Raw genomic sequence first — 25,418 nt, 5'->3', positions numbered from 1 at the left:
ATCGATTGAAGTGTATATCCTGCTTTCCTCAAGCTATGTTTATTCCAACAAATTACTTAGCTAACTATTGACTTTGAGTAAAAAGGTTGTTATTCTTTTCACAAGGTTGAGTTATTTTTTTCACAAAGAAAAGGGAGGCCATATCTATGTTAACTACGTTCAAAGCTACTGCCACAAAATTGCCAGAAGGCTTGCAGGTTGAGGCTCAATCCAGAGGCTTTAAAATCTTGATGGATGAACCCCAAGATTTAGGTGGAACAGATAAAGGGATGAATCCGGTCGAAGCGCTTCTGTGTGCGCTAGGAGCATGTCAGTCCATCGTTGCTGCTGCTTTTGCGGATGCGTATAACTTTTCGTATGAAGAGTTGTATGTTGAGCTTGAAGGGGATTTGGACCCGGATGGGTTCATGGGGCTGGCAGATGTAAGAAGCGGTTTTCAGGAAATTCGTTTTGTAATGCACTTCAAAACGACCGAAAGTCAAGAAAAAGCAGAAGCTTTTGCGGCATTCATTGAGAAGACCTGCCCGGTTGGAGACTGCTTAGCGAACGGGGTTAAACTGGTGCAATCCGGCGTAGTCAGACACTAAACTATTCGCTAAAAGCGGCGCGGCTAGCCTTTTTTAGTAGTGAAGGAGCTTGAACATCATGGAAATTAAAATGTCAATGATTGCTGGGGGAAAAAAGGGGAAAGCAGGAACAATCAATGTGCAGCTAGGGGAGAAGGTTTCTTTTGGAGACTTACTCGTCGAGGTTGAAACGGGAAAAGGCAATCGAGAAATTACAGCGACCGCAGAGGGGACCATCAGCCACATTTTCTTTGAAGAAGGTGGAGAAATTTCTTCTAACCAAGTTTTGTTCAGGTTGGAAACTGCTGTAGAAGACACGGTTGTATTATCTGAGCCGCAGGCTGCTGCAATGGAACAGCCAGTCATGGCTAAGAAAGTTGAACTATTGATTATTGGGGCAGGACCAGGTGGGTATGTATCCGCGATTTATGCAGCCAAAAAGGGGATTAAGGTTACATTAGTTGAAAAGGAAGAATTAGGCGGTACCTGTTTAAATGTAGGTTGTATTCCAACCAAATCACTGGTTAAATCTGCTGAAGTTTGTCACCATGTCAAACAATCGTCTTTGTTTGGCATTCACACGGGAACGGACCTTCAAGTCGATATGAAGCAGATTATTCGTCGTAAAGATGAAATCAAGGGAAAATTAATTTCCGGGATTGACTACTTGATGGAAAAGAATGATATTGAAGTTATCAGCGGGCAAGCTTCTTTCTTATCCGCACATGAAGTGAGTGTAAAAGGGCAGAACCACTACCATATTTCAGCGAACGACATCATAGTAGCGACAGGCTCCAAAATTGCCAAGGTGAATATCCCTGGCATCGATCTTCCTTTTGTGATGAACAGCACTGATGCGCTTGCATGCACCGAACTGCCGAAGAGCATCACGATCATCGGCGGGGGTGTCATTGGCATGGAGTTTGCTTTCATCTATCGTTATTTGGGCGCTGAAGTGCATGTAGTTGAATTTATGAGCCGACTGTTGACGATGATCGACAGCGATATCTCCGAAGAAATCAAACATTCGGCGGAGCAAGCAGGGATTCATATCCATACGAACTCGAAGGTAGCCAAAATCCAGCGTGCTGACGATGGACAAGCCATCGTAACCTATGAGGATTCCCAAGGTGAGCATCTCCTTGTTAGTGAAAAAGTGTTGGTGGCTGTTGGACGTGAGCCTAACTTGGAGGGTTTGGAGGTTGAACGAGCCGGAATTCAGCTTAATGAACGTGGGCGAGGCATTGCCGTGAACGAACACATGCGTACAAACGTCGAACATATCTATGCGATAGGCGATGTTACGAATATTATGCAGCTTGCCCATGTCGCCTCGCATCAAGGCATTACAGCCATTGATGAGATAGTAGGCGAATCGGGAGGCATGCACTATACGGCAATCCCGAACGTGATTTTCACTTCACCAGAAATAGCCAGTGTAGGTCTATTAGAGGATGAATGTAAACAGCAGGGGATGGATTACAGCGTGAGCAAGGTTTCCTTTGCCAGCAATGGTAAGGCGTTAACAATGAATGAACCGGAAGGTTTTATTAAATTGATAAAGGATAATCGCTCACAAAGAATAGTTGGAGGGTCGATTATTGGTCCCGATGCGTCTTCCCTGATCAGTAGCTTAACGCTTGCAATTGCCAATGAGCTGACGGAGCAACAAATCACGCACACGGTGTTTGCTCACCCGACTACGGGAGAAGTGATTCATGAAGCTGCATTCGGCTTTAGCATTGGGGCGCTCCATCAAGCGTGAAACATGCTGATGTAGCCATACCATTTCACAAAAAGTGAAATGTTTGTTATCATAACTACGAATAGAGAAATACACGGAGATAAAACTGTTGGGATTGGTTGGTGTGTCTATTGTTTAATATAGAGGATTGCCTTGCTTTTGTTACAAACCGTAGTGGGAAAGTCTTTGCGGAAGCATTGGAGAAAGAGTTTCGACCCTACCACATCACCAGGAGTCAATGGATCGCTATGTATTATATCTATATTCATGAATCCATTACCCAGCGAGAACTAGCAGAAAAAATGTCGATTAAAGAACCGAGCGTAGTCCGTTTGCTTCAAAAACTGGAATTCGATGGGCTTTTATATCGCTCCGCTACTAATATTGATAAACGAGTCAAGCAGCTAGAATTGTCCGATAAGGGCGTAAAGGTATGTCTCGATTTAATGCCAATTGCCGAAAAGTTCAAAAATGATACAATTGCAGGTATCTCCAAGGACGATCTTGAGACATTCAAACATGTGTTGAGTATTATGGTTGAAAATACAATAAAATAGCGAAAATGTTCTGACTTCGTTTTTGTGAAAATAAAGTTAAAACAATCCTCACATGTCGGAGGAAAAGAAAATGATCGCTTAAAAAGTCGCTATATTGGTATTATTCTTTCAAGGTAGAGAACGTAAAAAAGACATCTGTTAAGATGATCTAAAACGTGGAACTGATCCTATAGCATGAGACAAATTAAAACACCTTCAAGAAAATGCTCCCATGTCGTAAGATGTGGAGAACAACTTTGGAGGTGTTTTTGCGTTGGCAACAAGAGTGAGTTATCCTTTGGAAGTAGAGATGAAAGCAATCGAAATGAGACTGGCAGGTACTCCGGTACGAGAGGTCATGGAGAAGCTCTGCATCCGAAATAAAACGCAATTAAAAACTTGGATGTGTTGGCATCGAAGTGTTGAAATGCATCGGCAGGAGCAACCTGCGGGCAAGGAATATAGCTACGGCAAAGGACTGAAATACGGATCAGAGCTTGAGAAGCTACAGGGCGGAAAACCGCTTCCTCAAGCAGTAGATCGAATAGCTAAAAAAGTACAAGGAGATGGAAAGGAGGTGTCATCAGCATCGTCAACACATGGATGGAGTCGATCCGAGTCTTGCTACTTACTATCGCTGAAAAGCAGCGTATAGATCCCCACAACAAGATCACACGGTGGAGAGCATTTGTTAACTTTGTATGCAGCATCAATTTCGTTATGGATACCGAAAGATCACTGCGAGCGTAAGCCAATCGGTCAGCCTGTGCATATCGCGGAACATCAGTTACCCACGTACTCAAGCACAGTCAAACTCCGAATGCCATGGACTTCGTTCCGGGAGTCAGACAGTGAGTGCTAAGATCCATTGTTGAAAGGGAAACAGCCCAGACCATCAGCTAAGGTCCCCAAGTGTGTGTTAAGTGGGAAAGGATGTGGAGTTGCGCAGACAACCAGGATGTGGCTTAGAAGCAGCCACCATTGAAAGAGTGCGTAATAGCTCACTGGTCGAGTGACTCTGCGGCGAAAATGTAACGGGCTAAAAGGTGCTGAAAGCAAAATTAAGCCTGCACGACCTTCGCAAGTGATCGACGAGATAGAAGCCCGAATTATCGCGCTGGGACGGGAAACAATTCGGACGACGTTAAAAAACAAAACTTAAGCCTCACTTGAAAAAAAAGTGGTGCATTCCTGCCAAATCCAGTAGCGAGTTGTAGCTCGGATGGAGGACATTTTGGAGACCTACGCCCTTTATGTTAGTAGTAGAAAACCTATAAAATACATTATCGCAGTAAGAATGTATAGATGTGGCCTTCAGGGATATAACGCTTACCGAGAAGCACGTGGGAAGAAGAGTAAGATACGAACCGAACGCAAGAAGCAGCCCAGTGTAGCTATGGGCTTGGCCGTATTCAAACACACATTCGAAAGACCAGAAAGACCAACATTGGCCTGTAACTGCTGGGGAGGAAACTCGAAAAGAGACTTCGGGTTCTCTTTTTGCCGCTTTATATAATGGCTTTGGTCGACCTTCACAAATCGCTTGCCGGTAACGTTGTAATATGGGATCCGTTCAGCAAGCCCTAAAGATCTTTACAAGAATATCTCTATAGTTTTAAAGACCGTTCTTCATTTAAGAGGAGAGGTCTGGATTATCTGGCGAAACCAGTGATCACGGAATTGAAATGCTTGTGGTTAGAACATGGTGGTATTTATTATTAGAACGAGGAATGGGAAAGGAACTTACCGGTGAAATCATATGTGCCTTTTACCTATAAAATGATGGTCCCCTACTTGCTGCTAGTGTTGCTTACGGACGTGTTGATCGGCTATATTTCGTATTCGATGCTTGTTCAATCACGGACAGAGATGGCTGAGACGAATATTCGGACCGGCATGGAGCAGACAAGGAACAATATTCTTTACCAGATGGACGGAATTCAGCGCATATCCGATACGCTATTTGGCAGCTTGGCTTTCCAGCAAGCCATTCAGAAGAAGGGAGACCCGCTGGACATTTACTGGACGATGCTGGATGAGATCATCCCGCAAATGACAGCGCCGCTGCAGCTATCTGGGAACGATATTCGCCTTATGCTTTACACACTGAATAGCGATTTGAGCATTGTGAGAGGCGATAACCTCGCGGAGCCGATCGCGCAAAACGATTATTATATCCTGCCGTTCGGTGAGATTTCCCATTCCGAGTGGTTTCGTTCGCTTCAAGCCACGGAACGGGACAACATCTGGCTGCAAATCGATACCGACAGTAAACTTGGTAATATATCACATTTTCGCCGTTTGGTATCGTATGCCGATTATAAGACCGAAATCGGCTATGTGCGTATCACTGTGTCACTCGAAGACCTGTTGGGCGATTTCGTGGCCTTTCCGCTCGAAGAAGGGATTACGCTACGTCTGGTCGACCGTTCCACTGGCATATCGCTTTACCATCGAGGAATGGCCGAACAGAACGCCTCGCGCGAAGCGTATCTAAGCCTCCTGGAAGAGATCCCGGGTACTGATTTCGTAATCGAGACGCTGGTGCCCAATTCGTACTTGTCAAAGGATGCGGGTAGATTACAGCGAATCATCATCACCGTATGTGCCATTAGCTTTGTTGTCATGGCCTTCATTGGCTATATCGTCGCCCGCCTTTCCGGGCGTAGGATGTCGAGGATCGTCAGCCTTGTTCGTTCGTTCCAGGAAGGGAATTTTCTAAAGCGGATACAATTCTCCGGCAATGACGAGTTTGTACAAATCGCCGATGCGTTCAACGTGATGGCCAGTAGTATCCAAAAATTGATCGATAGCGTCTATATCGAAGGCATCCAAAAGAAACAAGCTGAGCTGGAGGCCTTGCAAGCACAGATCAATCCTCATTTCCTCTATAACACGCTGTCGACGATCGGAAGCTTGGCGAATCTCGGAGAGACGGACAAGGTGACGGAGATGGTGCAAGGGCTCTCCCGTTTTTACCGTCTCACCCTCAACCAAGGCCGTGTCTGCATTGAGCTGGAGAAAGAGCTGGAACAAGTGACGACCTATCTTGCGATCCAAAGGGTAAAATATGCGGACACGTTTACGGTGCATGTCGATGTCGAGCCCGATATTCTGCAGGTGCCGGTCATCAAGCTGATCCTGCAACCCTTCGTGGAGAACGTCTTTAAGCACGCTTGGTTCGGAGATTCTATCGCGATCCTGATTAAGGCGTGTCGTATTGGCGATCTTATCGAGCTGAAGGTCATCGACAACGGCATTGGCATGAACCCCCATACGGTGGAGCGATTGTTAAACAACTCGAGGCAAGAGGGCGGTTACGGTGTCAAAAACGTCGACGAGCGCATCAAACTGTTATATGGAGATCCTTACGGCATCCAGATCGCAAGTATTTATGGAGGAGGAACGACGGTTCGGATTCTGCTCCCGGCTGGGCATCAGGATGGGCAGGGCGGCGAACCACGGCAGTAACCGTGAATTTGTATCCGTTTTCATTGAAGGCCGCAATGTTGTCCTTCGGGGGGAAAAGGTATGATACATTCAGGCATAGTGCGTAAATGAGTGAAACGATCGGAGGCATGTACATGAGTGTTAATCTGTTGCTAGTTGATGATGAAGTGGTCGACCTCGAATGGCTACGCCGACGTGTCCTCGAGAGTGGGCTGAATGTCCGCGTGGCGGGCACGGCCCATAGCGGTTTTCAGGCATTGAAGCTCATGGAATACGAACCGATCGACTTGATCTTATCGGACATTCGAATGCCGATCATGACGGGAACCGAATTCGCCCGGAAGGCGAAGACGATCCATCCGAAGGTTAAGATCGTATTTATTAGCGGCCACGAGGATTTCGGCTACGCCAAGGAAGCGATCGAGATCAATGCTTCAGGGTATTTGCTGAAGCCGGTCGAAGACCAAGAATTATTTCGCATACTGACGGAGCAGGTCGCGAAAATTGAGCAAGAACTGGAGCAGGATCGTTCCTTTACGGAAACCCTTTCGCTCGTGAACGAAGAGCTACTCCTACGGTGGTTTGAGGAACGAACGTCCGCGCCGGCCACATCGCACGTTAGCAGCGTGCTTGCGCATTATTTGGAGAAGGGGACGTCCGTGGCGCTCGTGGAAATTGACGACTTAGAATGGAAGATGCGCAACCTTCCGCCGGAAGAGCAACGCGCAGAGACTCGAAAGATCACCCGGACAATCAAGACATTTGCATCGGACATCAGGCTCGGTACCGTCATCGAGGGGCAGGGAAACCGATTTGCGATTCTTGCAGCCGTGCCGGAGTCTAGGTTCAATAGCTTGCTTAAGGAGCTTGTCGAACATGTGAATCGAAGCACTTCTCGCACGGTCACGATCGGCGTCGGTCGTTACGCATCCAACGAGACGGAGCTCCACGAGTCTTTTCGACAGGCGCTGGCGGCGCTTGGCGCCAAATGGCTGCTCGGCAAAAATCGAATCATTCAAGGAGTGATCGATGCGCATCCTCAAAATACGCCGGGCAAGTGCATGGAAGAGAAGGTCAATCGAATGCTCGAAGCGATCTTGGACTACGACCTGGTCACAATTGACGACTGTTTGATGGAGTTGCTTCAACAGGATGTGACACTGACTGGCAAGGAAGGCGTGTACGCGCTTATCATACGCATGACGTCCAAGCTGCATGCCGATCTTCAGCAGCGAAAAGAAAATTTATACGAGCTGCTGGAATGGGAATCGCGCCAACCAGACGTACTGTTTCAATTCGAGACGGTGCATGACATTCTGTCTTGGCTTCGTAGGGGATTCTTCGAGCTGTCTGAGATGCTGTACATCAAGGGACAAAGGCAGATGCGCAAACTAATTGAAGAAATCATGCGATACGTGGAGAATAACCTGGAGAAGAAAATTACGCTTAAGGAAGTCGCGGCTCATTTAGATTTTACTGCGAACTATTTGGGCCAGTTATTCAAAGAGGAGACGGGCACACATTTCAGCGATTACTTGATCGGCCTAAAGACGGATCGTGTGTGCGAGCTGCTCAAAGACCCGACGAAGAAAATTTATGAAATCGCTGATCAGATGGGCTATAAGAATATAATTTATTTCAACCGGAAGTTCAAGCAAGCAATGGGCATGACGCCGGGCGAATACCGCAAGAAGCACAAAATTTGATAGCTAAATGTGTGATAGAGGTCCCGGTCGAATCATGACCGAGGGTCTTTTTTTCTACGCCTGACCAATGAACTCACTGACCTTATTTTGAATGTTTATTAGATAATCTTGCTTCTTATAAAATCTCTGTCGTTTGGTTCCATCCGCCTTGTTAATCAATGTGGCAGTGTAGTTTTTTATGGAGGTAAACGGCACGGTTCGACAGATCGGTGAAAAAGTATAGTTTTTTGTTGCTTGGCTAAATTTTCAAGGCCTATAACGCTCGCCTATAATGGGGACAAAGAGGAGAGAGGAGAGGGAGCATATGAACCTGCATGGATTTTGGAGCGATGTCAGGAAGTATAAAACCCTGCTACTGATGCTCACGCCAGGCGTACTTTTTATTTTCCTGTTCGCCTACGTGCCTATGGCGGGAATCGTATTGGCGTTCAAGCAATTCAACTTCGACGGCGGTGTATTCGGGAGCCCCTGGAATGGTCTCGATAATTTCCGGTTTCTTTTCGAGTCAGGTGACGCCTGGCGCGTAACACGCAACACCGCGCTTTACAATATCGCGTTCATTGTCGTGAACAACGTAGTGCAAATCTTTGCCGCGATCCTGCTGTTCGAGGTGGGGGGGAAGTGGTTTCGAAAGTTGACTCAAACGGTGTTTTTCCTGCCTTACTTCATCTCGTGGGTTGTCGTCGGCGCCATTGCATTCAACTTATTTAGCTACGACTTCGGGTTTATTAACGCGATGTTGACGAAGCTGGGCATGGAGCCGATCGACATTTACAATACCCCCGCGTATTGGCCTTTCATTCTGGTCATCGTATCCACATGGAAGGCGTTCGGTTATGGGACGATCATGTATCTGGCTACCATCACGAGCATCGATACCGAGATGTACGAGGCGGCGGAAATCGATGGAGCCAACGTCTTCCAGCGAATCCTGAAAATTACTGTGCCAAACCTGTATCCAACAATGATTATCCTGGTGTTGCTGGCGATCGGCAATATTTTTCGTGGGGATTTCGGGATGTTCTACAACATGATCGGCAACAACGGTCTCTTATTCTCAAATACGGATGTCATCGATACGTTTGTCTTCCGACTGCTGATGAGCTCAAATGAGATCGGCATGTCGGCCGCAGCGGGCTTCTACCAATCGTTGCTTGGCTTCGTGACCATCATGATTGCCAACTACGCGGTTCGCAAATACGATAAAGACCGTGCATTATTCTAAGAGAAGGAGGGAATGCCCATGTCTACGATAGATACGAGCCCAGTCGCACAAGCGGTAGGCAGAAGACGCGTGTCTGCCGATCGTGTATTGCTCAATATTATCGGTTACGTCTCGCTTACTATTCTGGCTTTGTTCTGCATCTTGCCTTTTATTTTGATCGTGTCCTCCTCGTTGACAGAGGAGAAGAGCATTATTGAGAATGGCTTTCAGTTGTTCCCGACGGTCTTCTCGATCGAAGCGTATAGTATTCTGTTCAAATATCCCTCACAGATGATCCAGGCTTACGCCGTCACGATCGGGGTGACCGCCATCGGGACGCTGGTCGGGCTGTTTTTGACCGCAATGACGGCCTATGTTCTGGCTAGGAAGGATTTCAAATGGAGAGGAACCTTCTCGTTCTACTTCTTCTTTACGACACTGTTCAACGGTGGGCTTGTCCCCTGGTATTTGCTCGTCGTTGAATACTTGCACCTAAAGGATACTTTTCTGGTATTGATTCTTCCCTTATTGATGAATGTGTTCTACATCATTGTCATGAAGACGTTCATGGGCAATATCCCGGAAGCGATTACAGAATCCGCTAAAATCGACGGAGCGGGCGATTTCAGGATCTTTATCGAGCTGATCATCCCTTTGTCGAAGCCGGCACTGGCGACCATAGGATTGTTCATCGCGCTTGGTTACTGGAACGATTGGTATAACCCGCTGCTCTTTATCTCGCAAGAGAATTTGATGCCGCTGCAGTACTATCTTTATCGCATGCTTGGGAATATGGACGGCATGCGCAAGGCGATGATGGAATCGGGGGCGGTTGTCAATTTAAGTATCCCGACCGAAAGCTTGAAGATGGCGATGACCATTGTAGCGACAGGACCCCTCCTAATCGCGTATCCGTTCATTCAGCGCTTTTTCGTCAAAGGCTTGACTGTCGGTTCAGTGAAAGGATGATCTCAGGGCAACTTGGTTATCGATAGCATGTCCGTTCACATCAATGCCATTATCTGAATTAGGGGGAGTATGGATCATGAAACATAAGAAGAGGAATGCCATGTTGCTTCTTGTCATCGTGTTGTTGCTTAGTACGCTAATTAGCGCATGCGGTGGAAAAAATGGAAATTCAGGGGAGGGGAACGGTACAGACGGCGCGAACGACGGCACGGTTAAACTGAAAATGCTGCTGCTGGGCGCCAAGCCGGCGGATTACGACGAAGTGTTCGGTGAGGTGAACAAACTGCTGAAGAAGAAGATCAACACGACAGTCGATGTCGAATTCCTCGACTGGTCCGATTGGTCGCAGAAATATCCACTCAGGTTCGCAGCGAAAGATGATTTCGACTTGGTGTACACGGCGAACTGGGCATTCTATTCCAATCAGGCGCTAAATGGTGGCTTCTACGAACTGACCGACGAACTGCTGAAGTCCTATGCACCTATGACATGGAAAGCAATGCCGAAGCTATCTTGGGACCAGGCGAAGATTAAGGGCAAGCTGTACATGGTGCCGAACAACAACCAAGAAATTATGGACAAAGTTCTGCTGATTCGTGAGGACTTACGTAAGAAGTACAATCTTGAGCCAGTCACCAGTCCCGAGACGTTTGCCGCCTACGCGAAGACGATTTCGAAGAACGAAAAAGGGATGAGCGGCTTCGCCGCAGCGGCGGGCGGCGGGTATAAATGGAACGAGCTGGATAATGTACTACTCGAGCAGTATAACGAGTGGAAACTCGTAGATCCGAACATCCCGTTCGCTTATAAGCTCGACGATGCAACAGGCAAAGTTTTTAACGTTTATGATACGCCGGAATTCAAAAAGTTGCTCATTTATTATAAAGACTTGGCCGATAACGGTGGTTGGTCCAAGAACGTTGTCAACAGCAAGAATGACGTTTGGCAGGAAATGAAGGCTGGCAAGGCCGCATCGTACAAACGCAATCTCGGATCTGTGGGCTTCGATTTGGCCGAGGCTCGTCGTACGCTTCCTGATGCCGACATGGCTATCGCCGACCTCACCCCGAATCAGAAGAAGACGGCTTCCATCTCGACGCAGAATGGGATGGCGGTTCATGCGACGACCAAGCATGTAGAGCGTTCCCTAATGGTGATCGACCTATTGCAGAACGACAAGCAAATTCATGATTTAACGATGTACGGCATCGCAGGCAAGCACTACGAGCCGGTCGGCGACGACAAGTTTAAACCAGGCGCGAGCCAAGCGAATTTCACCGGTTTCTCCTACTGGGGGTGGAATTCGGCACTTAATCGGACGGATGCTTCCTACCCTCAGGAAGCGACGAATATGGAAGCTGACTGGAAGAAGAAAGTTTATCACTATCCGCTTGAGACGTTCGTGTTCGACGACCAGAAGGTAAAGAATGAAATGGCTAGCATCGGCAACGTGATGTTACGATACGGCGTTCCGTTAGAGTACGGCCTGGTTCCGGATTTGGAGAAGGGTCAAGCCGAGTTGATCAAACAACTTAAAGTTGCAGGCATCGACAAAGTGCAGGCGGAACTGCAAAGCCAGATCAACGCCTTCTTAGCAGGGAAATAATATAAAGGGGGAGTCATTCCCTCTTTCTTTTTTCAACGAAAGGCGGGTACAGCATTGGCAACTTTCGAATTTTTAAAAGGGATAGATATCTCGTTTGTGGACGAAATCGAAGCGGCAGGAGGTACGTTTTGCGAAGACTGGGTGCAGGACGACATGCTGCGATTAAAGCGGAGCGTGTGAGTTGCTCAGGTTGCGAATTTGGAACTACCCGAATCGGCGGATTCCGAAATCCAAGTGGACGATCCAGTTGGCGTGGAACGGGATGTGATCCATAGAGGTTTGCGAAAGCGCTTCAATCCAGATGTATTGATGCAAATAAAACAAGGGGGTAGTACAATGATAAATAGAATAATTGCTATGATTCTTACATTTGCAATGATTATATCCATGACAGCCTTTATCTTACCGATAAAAGTAAGCGCTTCATCTATCCCTGACTCGTTCGCCAAAGGCGCAGATATCAGCTGGCTGCCACAATTAGAGGCCCTGGGTTATAAATTCTATAATGATAATGGGGAAGAGCAAGATCTTCTTCAGATTTTAAAGGATCACGGAATTGATTCCATAAGAATACGGGCTTTTGTTGATCCGTCTGATGATCCTTCCAATGGTCATTGCAGTACAGAAGAAGTAGTTGCATTAGCATCTCGTGTAAGCGCCTTCGGATTTAGGGTTATGATTGATTTACACTACAGTGATACTTGGGCTGACCCGGGAAAACAGATAACACCTAAAGCATGGGCCAACGATAATTTAGATCAATTAAAAGTACATGTATCGGAATACACTTCTGAGGTGATGAATGCTCTAAAAGTAGCAGGCGTAACACCAGAGTGGGTACAAATCGGGAATGAAATTAATAATGGAATGATGCATCCCTTGGGGGAGTATAGCAATACGTCCAACCTCGTTCAACTGATCCAAGCCGGATCGAGCGCAGCCAAAGCGGTTTTTCCTGGGATTAAGGTTATCATCCATAGAGCAAGCGGAGCAGAAAATGGCGTTGAACCGTTTTATGCCGGTCTGGTTGCAGCCGGTCTTAAAGATAGCGATTATGATATCATTGGCTTATCTTATTATCCGGATTCGGTTTTTACTTCCTCAATTAATGAATTAACTGAAAACATGAATAAACTCGCAGAAAAATATAGGAAGGAAGTCATGATTGTTGAAGTCGGGGGGGAAGTTGCCAAAGATGCTGATAGTGTTTATAACATGCTTGTAAATGTTCAAAATAAATTACATGCAGCTCCGAACGATTTGGGAACGGGTGTATTTTATTGGGCACCTGAGGGGAATTATTTTGGGTATCCTAAATCTGCATGGGACCCGGACGGTACGTCCTCATTGGCATTAGATGCATTTATTGACGGTGCTGTTGAAAATAATCGGTATCCTGTGCAATCTTTAGCTCTGGATAAGCACACCGAAACGATTGAAGTAGGTGCTACTAGTAAGCTAAATGCTATCATCAATCCTGCTAATGCAACCTATAAAGGAATTACTTTTACGAGCTCAAATCCTGATATCGTAAAGGTACATCCTTATAATGGGACTATTTCCGGACTTTCTGTTGGGACAGCAACCATATCGGTGGTTTCATATGATGGGGGTTTTACTGACTCTTCCAAAGTTACTGTGGTGCCAAGCACAAGTATGATTCAAAATCCTGGCTTTGAGATGGGATTAAAACCGTGGAAGGTTACTGGGGATACAGACGCGGTTAGTACAGATAGTGACGTACACTCCGGCACATTAGCATTACACTATTGGAGACCAACATCCACAGAATTCAAAGTTTCCCAAACTATCACAGGGATTAAAAATGGCACCTATCAATTATCTGCTTGGGTCTACGGCGGAGGAGAAGAAGAGATATCTGAGATTTTTGCTGGATGTAAAAGGAAGAGTTTTACAAATACCGGAAAATGGTCTAATCCAACAATAGATAATGTTGTAGTTACAGATGGAACTCTGACTATTGGCGCCCATCTAAAATTCCCCGGCGGGCAATGGGGAAACATTGACGACTTCAAACTTATTAAGAAAGCCGATGCTGTAAAGTAACAAGATCTTTGGATCTAAGCTAAAGACATCGAAATTAAGTTATTGGAAAAACGGGTCCCCATTCCTTGGAATGGAGACCCGTTTCTTTCGTTTTGACTCATACTATTCGAAAGGGACTTTTTACGAGCAAGAGGCACAAGATTTGAATAGCTGCATGTGTGAGCGAGACCCCGGTTGAATCATGAACGGGGTTCTCTGTTTTTTGCTATGAGGGAAAACACATGGTTCGACAGATCGGTGAAAAAGTATGGGTTATTGTTGCTAGGCTAAATTCTCGAGACCCATTACGCTATCCTATAATGGATATATAGCGGAGAGAGGAGAGGGAGAGCATGAACCTGCACAGATTTGGAGTGAGGAAGAATGAAACCCTGCTTCTAATGCTCACGCTGAGCCTATCGTGATCGGGTATCAGATGTTTCTGCTGGGTTTTCCGTCGATATCATCCTGCCGCATTTCAATCATGCTGGATGAGTTACCGAATACAATAAAATCGTATCGACGGCAGAGGCTTACGACATGACGCTAGCTCACCGCAGTCACTCCGTACCGATCGCTTTGACTGCTTGCCTGCAAGTAAGTAGATCAATAGGCATTCATTATAACAAAGCAAGTATCGATTACAAGGACGAAGCGTGGACGAGTGGTGAGCGTAAAGGACGAAAGGGCGTGGATGATTATGGTTAAGATCGAGACGTATTGGGAGGACTTGGGTATAAGGCAAATCAATCGCGAGGAATCCAGGGCATATTTTATTCCATATGGGGATACGCTGCGGGCGATGGAGGGGAAGCGAGGGCGATCTCCCTTTTACCAAACGTTGAATGGCAGCTGGAAATTCCGCTATCATGCCAGTGTACAGGGGGTTGAAAACGGGTTTTATGAGGAAAGGGCGGATGTCGGTGGATGGGACGATCTTCTTGTACCTTCCTGCTGGCAAGTGAACGGATACGACCAGCTGCATTATACGAACATCCACTATCCTTTTCCGTATAATCCGCCGTATGTGCCGGACGACAATCCGGCGGGGGTCTATGTCAGGGACTTCAATGTGCCGGTTAGCTGGGAGAAGAAGAAGCCGTTCATCGTGTTCGAGGGCGTGAACTCATGTTTTTACCTATGGGTCAACGGCCGGTTTGTCGGCTACAGTCAAGGAAGCCGGATGCCGGCGGAGTTCGATCTGACGGGCGTCTTGCGAACGGGATCGAACCGGGTTACTGTCATGGTCTTAAAATGGTGTGATGGTTCGTATATAGAGGATCAGGACGTTTGGCGATTTTCGGGTATTTTCCGGGACGTCTATTTGCTCGCACGCGATTCACATTACATTCGGGATGTCTACAACAAGCAAGAGTTGGCGAGTGATTTCAGCTGGGCCGTGCTGCGCTGCGAAATCGAGGCGATTGGCCCTGTAGGCGTAAAAGCGGAACTACTTGACACGGCCGGTAAGCAGGTCGGCTTCCAATCGGCGGCAATCGACGGGAAGGGTATGCTAGCGTTCCATGTCGAAGCCCCGGTGCTGTGGAACGCGGAGTGTCCTTATTTGTACCAGTTACTCGTATACTCCGGACAAGAAGTCCTCCGATTCCAGGTAGGCTTCCGCAAAATCGAAATCAAGGACGGTGTCTTTCGGATTAATGGACAGGCCGTTAAGCTAAAAGGGGTCAATCGGCATGACTCTCATCCCGAGCTGGGACAGACCATTCCCGTTCCCCACATGGTTCAAGACCTTGTCTTAATGAAGCGGTATAACATCAACACGATTCGGTCTTCACATTATCCCAACGACTCAAAATTTTTGGAGATTTGCGACGAATACGGATTTTACGTCATCGACGAGGCGGACTTGGAATGCCATGGGGTGCTGCCCGCGACGGGAACCTACCATGCCTTGACGAAGAATCCAGCCTGGCGGGAAAGCTTTGTCGAACGCGCGGAACGGATGATCGAACGGGATAAAAATCACCCGTCCGTCATCATTTGGTCGATGGGGAATGAATCTGGTTTCGACGCCAATCATATCGCGATGGCGGAGTGGGCGAAAGTGCGCGATCCATCCCGTCCGATTCACTACGAAGGCGCCGCACCACGCCATCAAGGCAGCACCGAAACGGGTTGTTTGGACATGGATAGCCATATGTACGAATCGATCGAGTATATTGAGAATTATGCGAAGGACGAAACGGCTACGATGCCGCTCTTCTTATGCGAGTACAGCCATGCGATGGGTAATGGCCCCGGGGATTTGAAGGATTACTGGGACGTCATATATAAATATCCGAAGCTGATGGGCGGCTGCGTCTGGGAATGGTGCGATCACGGGATTTTGACGCGGACGGAGGACGGCACACCTTTCTTCGGCTACGGAGGCGACTTCGGGGATCGGCCAAATGACGGAAATTTCTGCATTGACGGACTCGTGTCGCCGGACCGCGTTCCGCATACCGGTCTGCTCGAGCTAAAGCAAGTCATCGCTCCAATTCGCGTGGAAGCAAAGGCGCTTGCGGCAGGAAAGCTCGATGTCACGAATCTATACGACTTCATCGACTTGTCCCACGTCATCTTCCATTGGAAGGTCGAGAAGAACGGACAACTCGCGGGACAAGGCCTGCTCGAAGGACTGTCGACGCCGCCACACGCAACGGAAACGATATCGATCCCGGTTTGCTGGCCTAAGGAGTCGGAGAGCCGTTATTTCCTGACGATCTCATACCGATTGAACCGCGAGACGTCATGGGGCGACTTGGGGCACGAAATTGCGTTTGAGCAATTCGAGCTACCCGTCATCCGAAAGAAAGTAGACGTCGTTGCCGTTGACCGGCCCGGCATCTTGGCGCGGGAAGAGGATGGGATGCTGACGATCCAAGGCTTTGATTTCGTCCATCACTTCGATTTATGCAAGGGAGCATTCACGGCGATTTCCCGGCACGGCGTGCCGCTTATCCAAGAACCGGTTGCCTTCTCCGTATGGCGTGCGCCAACCGATAACGACCGCTTTGTGAAAGAAAAGTGGCTTGAGGCCGGATTTGATCGGGCGGTCACGAAGGTGTATTGCGTGGATTGGAAGCAGAAGGAAGTCGGTTCGGTCACCATTCAAGTCTCCTTCTCATTGGGCGGCTATAGCGTACCGACCATTCTCTCAGGAAACGCCGAATGGACAGTGTTGGCGACGGGGGAAATCGCGCTATGCGTAAAAGCGAACGTGAAGGAGGACCTGTTGTATTTGCCTCGCTTCGGGCTTCAGCTCACGATGCCTGCTGGCATGGAGGAAGTAGAATACTTCGGACTTGGCCCGCACGAGAGTTATATGGACAAACGTCGAAGCGTAAAGAAAGGGCATTACCTGACGACAGTCGATGAGATGTTCGTTCCTTACATTAAACCGCAAGAAAACGGCTCACGGTTCGGAACGGAGTGGGTCACGGTATCCAATTCACTAGGCATGGGCCTTCGTTTCGAAGGGGATGAGACCTTCTCGTTCAATGCGGGACATTATGGCATAGACGATCTTGCGGCTGCGGGGCACCTCCATGAGCTTACTAAGCGCAAGGAAACGTTTATCCATCTCGATTACAGGATGAGTGGAATTGGATCGAACTCTTGCGGTCCGGAGCTGCTCCAGCCATATCGTCTGGATGAAAAGGAAATTGAATTCGCTTTGCGCATCATTCCGGTGTTTAAAGCAGATGAGTAGCTATGCCTGCCAGCAGCACAAATACGATAAGTTCAAACGGATTCGTTCGATTCCAAGATTTAGCTGCATTTTTGCAGGTAAATGCTAGATTTTGTCCATAATACACCATTACACGAGGAGAGATAGACGCTATGAAGAACACGCAAGTATTCCCACCCGTCAGCGACAAGTTTCCCGTCATGATGCACGGTGCCGATTACAATCCAGATCAATGGCTTCGTTATCCGGAGGTGCTCGAGGAAGATATCCGTCTGATGAAACTTTCCGGCTGCAACGTCATGTCGATCGGCATATTCGCATGGGCCGCGCTCGAACCGACGGAAGGTACGTTTACCTTCGATTGGTTGGACCAACTGCTCGAGCGCTTCGAAGCGAACGGTATTTATGCTTGGCTGGCGACGCCTAGCGGCGCACGTCCGGCTTGGATGTCAGAAAAGTATCCGGAGGTTCGGCGGGTCGAAGCGAATCGCGTCCGCAACCTGCACGGCATGCGTCACAATCACTGCTATACATCACCGGTTTACCGCGAAAAGACTTCCATCATCAACCGGAAGCTGGCGGAGCGTTACGGCGACCATCCGGCGGTCGTAGGCTGGCATATTTCCAACGAATTCGGCGGCGATTGTCATTGCGACTATTGCCAAGACGCCTTCCGGGCGTGGTTGAAAAATAAATACGGCACGCTTGAGGCGTTAAACCATGCGTGGTGGTCGACGTTCTGGGCGCATACGTACATCGATTGGGGGCAGATCGAATCACCTGCTCCGCACGGCGAATACGTAGTACATGGCCAGAATCTCGACTGGCGCCGCTTTGTGACGGACCAAACGATCGATTTCTGCCGTTACGAGATCGAAGCGATACGGAAAGCAGGGTCAGCGTTGCCGGTCACGACCAACATGCATATGTTCGAGGGTTTGGACTACCGTAAATTCGGAGATTTGCTCGACATCATTTCCTGGGACGCTTACCCGACGTGGCATGAGCATCAAGACGACGCCGAACTGGGAGCATTCGTGGCGTTCTATCACGACCTGTTTCGTTCTATCAAGGGGCGGCCGTTCCTGCTGATGGAAAGCACGCCGAGCCTGACCAACTGGCAGCCAGTCAGCAAGCTAAAGCAGCCGGGCATGCACAAACTGTCCTCGTTGCAAGCCGTGGCGCACGGCTCGGATTCCGTCCAATACTTCCAATGGCGCAAAAGCCGCGGCTCCAGCGAGAAATTCCACGGCGCGGTCGTGGACCATGTCGGTCACGAGCATACGCGAGTCTTCCGCGATGTCACGGAGCTTAGCCAGACGCTAGCGGGATTGGTTGAGGTCGTTGGGACTTCGACGCCCGCGCAAGCGGCAATCCTGTTCGATTGGGATAACCGTTGGGCAATCAAGGATGCACAAGGGCCGCGCAACACGGGTCTCCATTACGAAGAGACTGTGTATGCTCAGCACCGCGCGTTATGGTCTCACGGCGTGCCAACCGACGTCATCGGCTCCGAGGACGACTTCGCGCCGTACAAGCTGATTGTCGCGCCTATGCTATATTTGTGCCGGGAGGAAACCGGGAAGAAGCTAGAACTTTTCGTCGAGAATGGGGGAACGCTGGTCGCAACGTACTGGTCTGGGATCGTCGACGAGCATGATCTTTGCCACCTCGGGGGTTTCCCGGGACCGCTACGCAACACGCTTGGTATTTGGGCGGAGGAGATCGAGGGTTTGTACGACGATGATCGCAACGGCGTCGTATTGGCGACAGATAATCCGCTCGGCCTGGCTGGAACATTTGAATCGCATGAACTTTGCGAGCTGATCCATCCGGAGGGTGCGGAAGTGCTTGGCGTCTACACGGACAGTTTCTATGCAGGCCGTCCCGCGCTGACGGTGAATCGACTGGGCAAAGGGCGCGCCTATTACATGGCGACCCGGCTCAAGGACGATTTTCTGGACGCATTCTATGGCCGATTGGCTGAAGAGGCTGGCCTGGAGCGGGTAATCGATACAAAGCTTCCTCATGGCGTTACGGCGCAGGCGCGGACGAACGGAACGGCCGACTTCGTGTTTATCCAGAATTTCGGAGGCACGCCGCAGCGCGTCAAATTGGACGGCCAGTCCTACACGGATATGGAAACAGGCGATGCCGCGGGCGATGCCGTCGAGCTCGGTGTAAACGGCATTCGCTTGTTGAAACGACAAGCGAAATCCTGGTACAACAAGTATGGAGCAAATAAACAAAATGGATGACAAATGTGCCTTGTCAGTAAAGATGATGCCTGCATAGGGTAAAAGAATACAGTAAGAAGCCCCGTACTCTATTAAGGTACAGGGCTTCTTGCATTTAAAATAGTCAATTACTGAGAATAAACGTGCCATAATCCCCCCCCGTTTTTCAAATGCGATCCAGGTAGATCACCATCTCTTTCATGTTCTGGGCGGCTGCTGTTGTCTTTTAGACTGAAAAATAAAGTGTTAGACTAGGTAAATAGAGTTGTAGACTGAGAAAATAAAGTCTTAGACTGCCGCTGTTGTCGTTCAACTAACGTATTTCGTTAGTTCAATCAATTCTGTTGCCATCGTATATGCTGGTGGTGAACCAGGTCTTCTACATTACTATATCGTCTTTCGTAAGTTTTTGGTACAGGGCTATCTTCTCGTTGGCAAGGGAAATCATGCACTCAAGTTCCTGCCGCTTGGATTCCAGTTCCACCAGATGCTTTTCAAGAATTTCTATCCGTATGTGTAAGGCAGGAGTAAAATTAGCAACTTCTTCCCCTTTTTGAATTTTATCCAGTACACATCCGTCACGAGTAAATTCCGTAATCTCCTCAAGCGACAATCCCAATTTTTTTAATCTAATTAAACATTGTATATATGAAACCTCACTTTCGGTATAAATGCGTGTCCTTCCATTTCTTCGATTTGGTTCCTGTAGCACTCCAATTTTTTCATAATAGCGAATCGTATAAGGAGTTAACCCCGTTCTTTCTGATACTTGACTTATAGTAAGCATTGCTTTTTTATGTCACTCCTTTTTTCTAAACCAAAATTTAAAACTATTATACATCTTTAAGTCAACTCGAAGTCGATATTTGCACCTCAAACTTCATTTCAAAAATTTGTGCTTGATTTCTAGTTGACTCTAACTTGTAAGCTAAAGTTGCTAATTGATATACATGAAACATAAAAAAACTAAAGATAAAAGGAAATGGTGTCAAACTTATTTTGATGGAGGCATAAACAATGAACAACAAATATTTCACGATTCAACAAGCAGCGGAAGGTATCTGGGGTGCTATTTCGGTACCTGGTAGTGGTTCGCTGGGGAATGCGGCAATTATTGACATTGGGGATTTGACCGTTGTTGTGGACACAACTAACCTACCGCATTCTGGTGCTTTGTTACGTCAAACCGCAGAACAATTAACGAATAAACCAATTAAATATGTGATCAATACTCATTTCCATGGAGATCATGTCAACGGCAATCAGGAATTCATGGAAAGTGATTTTATATCTACCGTTTGGACAAGAGATTTGCTATCTGAAATGGGTAAAGTGAATATTGATCTTATGCAACAAAACATTCAGAAGTTAATAAATAGCCTACATCAAGTACGTTCACAAGAAAAAAATCCGCACATCTTAACCGAAATCGGCTATGATCTTTCCGTGCAGAGAGCCCTGTATGATGCTATCCCTTCCCTTCGTAGGGTGATACCTACGATAACTTTTGACGATAAACTAGTTATAAAAGGAGCAAAACGCACTGTCGAAGTTTTATCCTACGGAGGCGGCCATTCTTTAAGCGATGCCGTTATTTACGTGCCTGAAGAACGAACCTTGATTGCTGGTGATTTAATAACCAACAAGACGATTCCGGTCATGCCATACGGTAATCCCTACGCTTGGATACGCATCCTTAGACGCATTCAAAGAGATCTGAAGGTAGATACTGTCATTCCCGGGCATGGAGATGTGTCCACTCCAGATAAAATCCTAGATGTCATTCGCTTTTTAGAAAAAACGATCGCTTATGTGTCTGAAGCTGCGACGAGCGGAAAACCAGAGTCTTACTGGTTAAATGAAGGTGTATTAAATGGCTATGAAGATTGGCATCTAGCTCAGTATTTCAGATGGAATTTTCGCTGGCTCTTCAATACAATGCTTGTTCAAAATAATAGATGAGACACAACTAGCACTCCCTTTAACTCCACCAGATTCACAAGGCCAGTTCTGAATGTCAACCCGGCAGCACGTTTGGGTATTTTCAAACGTAATTGGCAGTCTGCTTGTTAGGTTAACCTGCCCGTTAGCTTAATGAAGCATCGTCAGTCTAATACTTTATTTTCACCGAACAGCTGTCATCAGGACTTGTTCTCTTAAGTTTTGCAGACGGTGTAAACGGTAATAGCGAAACCCGTTAAGCACTTTAGCTTCAGCTAAGTTTCACTCAATCGTTTCTTTTCGTTATCGGTATAGATATTTTTCGGATCTTCTCTACCGGTTTATTCGAACTTCCTCTCAGATATGTCATGTTTCCAGTTTGCGGCGATTCCTGAAACGTCTACACTTCTCCAATTGCCTGTAACCGTGGCAATCCATTGTCCGGTAGGGAAGTGTTGGTTTGAGGTTTTTGCCGGAGCCGATTATCTTAGCATGGAGATTGATATCAGCAAGGCGGCCAATGAGCTCAGCAGAAAATGATCATGAATCTGGGTATGTATCAGGACGGTACTACCTTGAAGGAACATGTATCTAAAGAAATGTATGTGAAGATCAAAGAGATTCTGAAGAAAAACGGGAATGGAAGCGAACATGCTTGATGATTCAAGCCCTAGATAGCCGAGACTACAAACAGCAGCCTGAAATCGGCGAAGGCTGGTTACGGACCGGCTGCAGGGGAGTGATCTGTATTTCATCCAATGGACATTTGAAGGTTCGAACGACAATAAAAATTGGACAGTTTTGGATGAAGAAGTAGACATTAAATGGCTCCCGGTAAACTAGAATTTTCAATCGACTACCTTCAACTATACTGCATCTAAAATTTTTTCTGCCCAATGTCATAGAAGCATTTAGCTGCATGTTGTAGATGTTTCTGAAGTTACTAAAAAAAACGCTCATTTCATTGATCATTCATAGGAAGTTCTTTCTCTTTTTTGGTGGTGAAGTTTTTTTAAAATGGTCTGCTTAATTTTAGTGGCATTTCTCCTTGTGCGAAGGTTGCGTTAGCTGGTTATTGCGGCTGATGTTGCAACGGAAGTACCATTTATAACTTGCTTGAGAAATCCAGCACTAGGCAGAGAAGCCGAATACAAGCTAACGACTACCGAGTACCCCAAAAAAGCTTTGGTTGCAGGGGCGGGATAGCAGGTCTTGAGGCAACTGCTTTGGCTATGGGGAAGCAGGCCATCAAAGAAGGTGTAGAGGTGAAACTCGGAACGCCTGTTACCGCATCCCTTAATATGCGTCATGGAAAATCTTTATGCTTCTGGGGTGAAAACTTTAACGGATGCCAAATGTGTGGAAATTAAGGACAACGCAGTTGTAATTGAAAACAAGAGGCAACTTCAAGACTACCCTTGTAATTCGGTTGTCGTTGCTATCGGTGCCAAATCACGAAGTTTTGAGAATATAAATGCGTTTTGCAGAGAGCATTACATTCCATGTCATGTTATCGGAGATGCGGTCCAAGCTCGCAGAGCGCTGAATGCCGTGGCCGAGGCAAACGAAATTGCACGGGCGATTTAGGCGAAAAAAGGAGGAATGGAAAATGGAGTGAAAGCACGGGTAGCATAAAGCAAAGATGCTACTGCAAGGTCATGCTGGAGAGATTTGTCTGCTCCCAGCATGACCAAACGAACACGTGGAAGATTTGAAGTAAACACCGAATGAAGAAAGTGCCTTGCCAGCCTTTACTGGCGTTAGGTACTTTCTTCTGTACAAAATACGTGGTCCAGTACATAAACAACAAAAATAGTGTAGGATGTCCTGTTCAATATGTGCTTCACATCGGTCTCATAGTTTGGGAATCCGCGATAACCTAAAGCCAATCTAAAGCCCAAAGGCGATGTTTAAGCTCTTAATTGGTCCACAATAATTTCTTCAGGATATTGAACTGTTCTGCCTCTTCTACCTGTGTATGAAATGCCGCAATGGCATTCAGCATAGCCATTTTATTGGATAAGATTTACAAAAAAACGTTCATCATGGTAATGATGGTATCGGCAGTCATATGGTTCGTCCTTACAGAGCCGTCTTGCTCTCCAAGTAAGGCAAGCTCGCTGAAAAGCGCGATCAGTTTGTTGTATTGTGCCTGATAGATGTCTATATCTTCCAGAGGTTGTTTTGACATCGCAACGTAGCATTCAAATGCTTCAATAAGTTTAGAGTTTCGTTGATGCTCTGTGTTCTGAAAAAAGATGAGCGCACCAAAGATTCTGTCCAGCTTGTCGTAACAGTTGCCTTTACCACTTATAATTTCTGACAACACCTCAAACTAGGATTGGACAATCTTGGAAGCAACGGACACGATCAATTGCTCCTTTTTAGGGAAATAGCGGAAGATGGTAGCTACACCCAAACCCGCTTCCTTGGCGATCTCCTGCATCGTGGCTTGTTCAAACCCTTTATTGGTAAAAACGATCTGGGCTGCTTCAATAATATTTATGCGCCGCTTTATTCACAGATTGCTACGCTCATGTTCAAGTCTTTGACTAGGTTGAATGAGGAAGACCTCCTTACAGGATTCAGCTTCAATTATGCTAGCAAAGTTACTTCTTGCTTGTCAATGAACAGGTCCGTATTAAACATAGCGAAGCATATGGATTAACTTTTGCTTGGTTCACGAAGTAAAGTTGCATTCTCACTTTCGAAAATGATAGTAGTACTATCATAATGATATATATAATATCATTTTTTTAAAGTATATTAACTTTACTGGAGGATGAGCCCAATGGCCTACAATGAAAATATTAAAATTGGTGATCTATTAAACCATGAAGAAGCGTTCGTTGTACTGCAAAAACATTTACCTGAATTTGTAAGTGAACCAACATTTAAGATGGCCTCCAATTTCACTTTGGGTCAGCTGGTTGACCTTCCTCAAGTGAACATTCCCCTTTCTACACTAGAAGCAATTAAGAATGATTTGGCTTCAATTGTGTTTGTAGCAGAAAAGACTCCACAAACCTACGCTGCTCCTTCCTCCAGAAAAAACGATGCTTCGCTTGAGGGTAAAGTCATCATCGTCATAGGTGCAGGAAGCGGAATCGGGCGGGCGAGCGCAGTGCTGATGTCAGTAAGAAGAGCCAAGTCACGGCGGTAGTTTTTTAGAAGGATCGTTCGAGGGATTTGCTTCTGACGATCATTACTTTGCCCAGCAAGGTTACCTGGTATTTGACGTTGAGTATCCTCTATCGACACCAAGTGAACCGACTTGGGAGACAACTCCCGCTGCTGTGTCCAGCGCCCTTGCATGGGTCGGTGACAACGCCAGCCGATGGAACGGTGATACGACCAAGATCATATTAACGGGCGAGTCTGCGGGCGGGAATCTTGCTTCTCTCATCGGTTACACCGTTGCGGCAGGGGAAACCCAGAGTGCAGGAAATGTCCCTATTCCCGCAGCGGTTGCCATCGAATATCCGGTCGTAGATCCGATTAAACTGGTGACTACTTTGAACGAAGCGCTAGAGCAGTTCATCGGAGGTCCACTTGCTGATCATCCCGACCGCGTCGCTGCTATCTCGCTTTATTCGGCATCAGCTTGTTTAGTTTCGATTGAATCTGTTCTTAGTTGTATCTCTTGAACGGTTAGAGGTGCCTAACCAACAGTATATTGGAATCCTTAACCATTGAAATTATTAGGAATCATGTATATT

The 25,418-nt window shown here is 47.0% G+C and carries 19 protein-coding genes, 1 pseudogene and 1 other annotated feature; of the genes and pseudogenes, 17 read left to right on the top strand and 3 right to left on the bottom strand.

Annotation, left to right across the window (positions count from 1 at the left end; translation table 11 throughout):
• Positions 1 to 146 precede the first annotated feature (146 nt).
• The 14 genes from MKX30_RS00985 (at position 147) to MKX30_RS00920 (ending at position 19,779) form a co-directional block, all read left to right on the top strand.
• Entirely contained in the window at positions 147 to 587 is a 441-nt protein-coding gene (locus MKX30_RS00985; protein ID WP_023988737.1) for an OsmC family protein, read from the top strand.
• A 58-nt stretch (positions 588 to 645) separates the two neighbouring features.
• Positions 646 to 2,331 (top strand): dihydrolipoyl dehydrogenase, encoded by a 1,686-nt coding sequence (gene lpdA, locus MKX30_RS00980; protein WP_341062331.1) that lies wholly within the window; start codon positions 646 to 648, stop codon positions 2,329 to 2,331.
• 110 nt (positions 2,332 to 2,441) lie between these two features.
• The gene (locus MKX30_RS00975) at positions 2,442 to 2,867 is read left to right on the top strand and encodes a MarR family winged helix-turn-helix transcriptional regulator (RefSeq protein ID WP_023988738.1); all 426 of its coding nucleotides are present in this window, start codon (positions 2,442 to 2,444) and stop codon (positions 2,865 to 2,867) included.
• A 253-nt stretch (positions 2,868 to 3,120) separates the two neighbouring features.
• The gene (locus MKX30_RS00970) at positions 3,121 to 3,501 is read left to right on the top strand and encodes a hypothetical protein (RefSeq protein ID WP_103744552.1); all 381 of its coding nucleotides are present in this window, start codon (positions 3,121 to 3,123) and stop codon (positions 3,499 to 3,501) included.
• A 72-nt stretch (positions 3,502 to 3,573) separates the two neighbouring features.
• Positions 3,574 to 3,972 (top strand) — a sequence feature (23S ribosomal RNA rRNA prediction is too short).
• A gap of 623 nt (positions 3,973 to 4,595) precedes the next feature.
• Positions 4,596 to 6,317 carry a sensor histidine kinase gene (locus MKX30_RS00965; protein ID WP_023988739.1) on the top strand — a complete coding sequence of 574 codons (1,722 nt, stop codon included), beginning with the start codon at positions 4,596 to 4,598 and terminating at the stop codon, positions 6,315 to 6,317.
• Positions 6,318 to 6,403: 86 nt separating this feature from the next.
• Positions 6,404 to 8,002 carry a response regulator gene (locus MKX30_RS00960; RefSeq protein ID WP_341062329.1) on the top strand — a complete coding sequence of 533 codons (1,599 nt, stop codon included), beginning with the start codon at positions 6,404 to 6,406 and terminating at the stop codon, positions 8,000 to 8,002.
• A 304-nt stretch (positions 8,003 to 8,306) separates the two neighbouring features.
• Positions 8,307 to 9,227 carry an ABC transporter permease gene (locus tag MKX30_RS00955; protein WP_023988741.1) on the top strand — a complete coding sequence of 307 codons (921 nt, stop codon included), beginning with the start codon at positions 8,307 to 8,309 and terminating at the stop codon, positions 9,225 to 9,227.
• Positions 9,228 to 9,245: 18 nt separating this feature from the next.
• A complete protein-coding gene (locus MKX30_RS00950; RefSeq protein WP_341062327.1) occupies positions 9,246 to 10,175 on the top strand; it encodes a carbohydrate ABC transporter permease in 930 nt (309 codons plus the stop codon).
• A 76-nt stretch (positions 10,176 to 10,251) separates the two neighbouring features.
• Complete coding sequence (locus tag MKX30_RS00945) at positions 10,252 to 11,781, top strand: ABC transporter substrate-binding protein (protein WP_341062325.1); 1,530 nt, start codon at positions 10,252 to 10,254, stop codon at positions 11,779 to 11,781.
• A gap of 54 nt (positions 11,782 to 11,835) precedes the next feature.
• Positions 11,836 to 11,961: a hypothetical protein gene (locus MKX30_RS00940; protein ID WP_341062324.1), complete on the top strand. Its 126-nt coding sequence runs from the start codon at positions 11,836 to 11,838 to the stop codon at positions 11,959 to 11,961.
• 156 nt (positions 11,962 to 12,117) lie between these two features.
• Entirely contained in the window at positions 12,118 to 13,848 is a 1,731-nt protein-coding gene (locus tag MKX30_RS00935) for a glycosyl hydrolase 53 family protein (protein WP_341062323.1), read from the top strand.
• Positions 13,849 to 14,367: 519 nt separating this feature from the next.
• Positions 14,368 to 14,535, top strand: coding sequence for a hypothetical protein (locus MKX30_RS00930; RefSeq protein ID WP_158451767.1), 168 nt, complete (start codon positions 14,368 to 14,370; stop codon positions 14,533 to 14,535).
• Positions 14,528 to 17,542 (top strand): glycoside hydrolase family 2 TIM barrel-domain containing protein, encoded by a 3,015-nt coding sequence (locus tag MKX30_RS00925; RefSeq protein ID WP_341062321.1) that lies wholly within the window; start codon positions 14,528 to 14,530, stop codon positions 17,540 to 17,542. Before MKX30_RS00930 ends, MKX30_RS00925 begins: the two co-directional genes overlap by 8 nt.
• Positions 17,543 to 17,673: 131 nt before the next feature.
• Complete coding sequence (locus MKX30_RS00920; protein ID WP_341062320.1) at positions 17,674 to 19,779, top strand: beta-galactosidase; 2,106 nt, start codon at positions 17,674 to 17,676, stop codon at positions 19,777 to 19,779.
• 358 nt (positions 19,780 to 20,137) lie between these two features.
• On the opposite strand, the gene MKX30_RS00915 is transcribed toward MKX30_RS00920, so the two are convergent.
• Positions 20,138 to 20,545 carry a MerR family transcriptional regulator gene (locus tag MKX30_RS00915; RefSeq protein ID WP_023987566.1) on the bottom strand — a complete coding sequence of 136 codons (408 nt, stop codon included), beginning with the start codon at positions 20,543 to 20,545 and terminating at the stop codon, positions 20,138 to 20,140.
• 230 nt (positions 20,546 to 20,775) lie between these two features.
• Between MKX30_RS00915 and MKX30_RS00910 the strand changes: the two genes are divergently transcribed.
• Positions 20,776 to 21,720: an MBL fold metallo-hydrolase gene (locus tag MKX30_RS00910; RefSeq protein ID WP_272640797.1), complete on the top strand. Its 945-nt coding sequence runs from the start codon at positions 20,776 to 20,778 to the stop codon at positions 21,718 to 21,720.
• Positions 21,721 to 23,725: 2,005 nt separating this feature from the next.
• Here the strand turns inward: MKX30_RS00910 and MKX30_RS00905 are convergent.
• Both MKX30_RS00905 and MKX30_RS00900 read right to left on the bottom strand, forming a co-directional pair.
• Positions 23,726 to 23,890 (bottom strand): hypothetical protein, encoded by a 165-nt coding sequence (locus MKX30_RS00905; RefSeq protein WP_341062318.1) that lies wholly within the window; start codon positions 23,888 to 23,890, stop codon positions 23,726 to 23,728.
• A 144-nt stretch (positions 23,891 to 24,034) separates the two neighbouring features.
• A complete protein-coding gene (locus tag MKX30_RS00900; RefSeq protein WP_272640896.1) occupies positions 24,035 to 24,196 on the bottom strand; it encodes a TetR/AcrR family transcriptional regulator in 162 nt (53 codons plus the stop codon).
• 294 nt (positions 24,197 to 24,490) lie between these two features.
• Here MKX30_RS00900 and MKX30_RS00895 point away from each other — a divergent pair, with 294 nt between their 5' ends.
• Both MKX30_RS00895 and MKX30_RS00890 read left to right on the top strand, forming a co-directional pair.
• On the top strand, positions 24,491 to 24,862 hold the full coding sequence (locus tag MKX30_RS00895) for a hypothetical protein (RefSeq protein WP_272640801.1): 372 nt from the start codon (positions 24,491 to 24,493) through the stop codon (positions 24,860 to 24,862).
• A gap of 49 nt (positions 24,863 to 24,911) precedes the next feature.
• Positions 24,912 to 25,346: pseudogene (locus tag MKX30_RS00890) on the top strand (alpha/beta hydrolase); the annotation flags it as partial.
• Positions 25,347 to 25,418 lie beyond the last annotated feature (72 nt).

The organism is Paenibacillus sp. FSL P2-0173 (genome assembly GCF_038008045.1).
Classification (GTDB): Bacteria; Bacillota; Bacilli; order Paenibacillales; family Paenibacillaceae; genus Paenibacillus; species Paenibacillus polymyxa_B.
This window is presented reverse-complemented; position numbering and strand designations above follow the sequence as displayed.